At 26.3% G+C, this 2502-nt stretch carries 2 protein-coding genes; both read right to left on the minus strand.

Features of this window, described 5'->3' with window-relative positions; translation table 11 throughout:
* Positions 1-637: hypothetical protein (locus HN894_05955; protein MBT7142862.1), on the minus strand; the 637-nt coding region annotated here is incomplete at its 3' end.
* Positions 638-1028: 391 nt separating this feature from the next.
* Positions 1029-2252: an IS256 family transposase gene (locus HN894_05960; GenBank protein ID MBT7142863.1), complete on the minus strand. Its 1224-nt coding sequence runs from the start codon at positions 2250-2252 to the stop codon at positions 1029-1031.
* Between the last annotated feature and the right edge of the window lie 250 nt (positions 2253-2502).

Genomic DNA, 2502 nt, shown 5'->3' on the forward strand with positions numbered 1-2502 from the left:
CATTTCCTATTAGTTTTAGTAATAAAAATGAAAGAATTGCTTGGGTTGAGTTTATTTGTGATGATTCTGGAAGTTTGCAAGTTTTGAGAATGTCTAATATTCCTGATTCTATTATGTAAGGGATGAAGAAAAAAACTCCAATATTTGGACAATCTATTTTGAATGGTTTTGTTTCTTTTATGTCAAAGGTTGTTGATTTTTTTCCTATGAGTAAGTCTTTTTGATGAACTCCTCTTTGTTTTGCTGTTCGTCTTTTTAGTTTGTCAAATCCTGTATTGGATAAAAAGTTTTGTATACAACCAATTGAAATATCTTGTTTGTCTTCTTCTAATATTTTTTCTTTTATGTCATATATGGAGATATTTTGTTTTCTTAAATCTATTATTTTGTTTATTATTTTTTTAGGGGTTGTTAATTTTTTAGGTCCTTTTTTTATTTCTGGAAAAAAATCTATTTTGTTTGTTAATGCTAAGTTTTCTATTTTTCTTAAATATTTTTCACTGAAGTTGAAATTGTTTGCTATTTCTTCATATGTTTTTTCTTTTTCGTAATAAAGCATTCTTAATGCTTCATATTGTTTTTGTCTTGATGACAAATCCTTTGGAAATATTTTTTCTAATTTTTCTCTATTTTTCATTTTAATTTTTCTACTTAATTTTTGAATATAAAACTTGTGTTTCTGAAAGTAAAGTGACAATAAAAAGTCTAAATTTGACGATTTGAGACAGTTCACCATCCAAAAATTATCAATATTGTCTAAAATCTTAAAAATATAAGTTCAAAATTCAGGGAGTTATGTTAAAAATTAAAAGGGCACTTTTAAGTATAAAACAAGACAAAATCAGGCAAATGAAGACAAATTTAAGCAAATTATATCTACCTAATTAATGAAATTAAAATCCTGTGAAAATCGGTGTTAAATGATAAAATTTTCTTTCGGGAAAATTACAAATTAATTAATCTTTAAAAAATCAATCTAAAACTCTCTATAAATGACTCCTAAAATTCAATGCTTGAAACTAAATATTTTACAAATATTTAGTAACTCTCTCACCAAACATAATTGAAAGTTCATTAACAATTAATCCCCAGTTCTTAATTGGCATAGTCCATTTTCTAGTATTATCCTCAACTATTAAATAAAGTAATTTGAACAAGGAATTATCAGATGGAAAAGAAGATTTAGTTTTAGTCGATTTTCTTAAGATCCTATTAAAACCTTCAATCCGATTAGTAGTATAAATCATTCTCCTAATTTCAGGAGAATATTTGAAAAAAGTTGAAAGTTCAGCCCAATTATTTCTCCAAGAATCACAAGCATATTGATATTTCTTACCCCACTTTTTTTCAAACTTATCTAAAGCTTCTAAACCTGCTTTTTCATTTGGTGCTTTGTAAATTGGTTTCATATCATTACAAAACTCTTTTCTATCTTTATAACTTACAAATTTAGTTGAAGTTCTTATTTGATGAACAATACATTTTTGAATTTCTGTTTCTGGAAATGCAGTTTCTATTGCTTCTCGAAATCCTTTAAGTCCATCAACACATGCAATTAAACAGTCTTTAACACCCCTATGCTTTAAATCTGTCAAAACAGATAACCAAAATTTAGAACTTTCAGCTTCACCAATATAAATTCCTAAGATGTCTTTCATTCCATTTATGTCTATTCCATAAACTATGTAAACTGTTTTCTTTTTTACTATTCCTTCTTCTCTTACATTGAAGATTATCCCATCTAAAAATATTATTGAATATATTTCTTCTAATAATCTGGTTTGCCATTCTTGTGCTATTGGTAAGATTTTGTTTGTTATTTTACTTACCATTTCTGCTGAAATATTTATATCATAAATTTTACCTATATGTGCATCTATGTCTCGGGTACTCATTCCTTTTGCATATAAGGAGAGTATGCTATCTTCTATTGAGACAGAGATTTGTCTTTCGTGTTTTTTTACCATGACAGGTTCAAAATCTCTATCTGTATCTCTTGGAATCTCAAGTGTTGTTTTGCCATAATTTGATTGGACTGTTTTTTTTGTATGACCATTTCGGGAGTTTGGAATTTGTTTGTTTTTCCAATCATATTTGGTATAACCAATATGATTGTCCATTTCAGCTTCAAGAGCTGCTTGTATTAGTTTGCTAAAACTTTTTGCTAATGAGGTTTCTATGTCTTGTATAGATCCTATTTTATTGTTTTTTAAAAAGTCTTTAGCTTCTTCTATTGTATTTATTCCTATCATTTTGCTATTTATTTCAGATTTTTGGATTTTAAAAATCTTGAGTTTCAGCAAAAAACATTACACTCTCAATCATATGTTCTTTTATTTCCTTTTTCAAAATATTTAGTTTTGATTTCATTCAAATCACATTTTCTTTTATTTAGAATTTCAAGTGTTTTATAAAGAATTGAATCCATAAATTTTTTTATAAGACAAAAAGGGACAAATTGGGAGAATTAACAAAAATATTTTTTGTGTTTTTTTTTGGTAG

Source organism: Bacteroidota bacterium, from assembly GCA_018692315.1.
Classification (GTDB): Bacteria; Bacteroidota; Bacteroidia; order Bacteroidales; family JABHKC01; genus JABHKC01.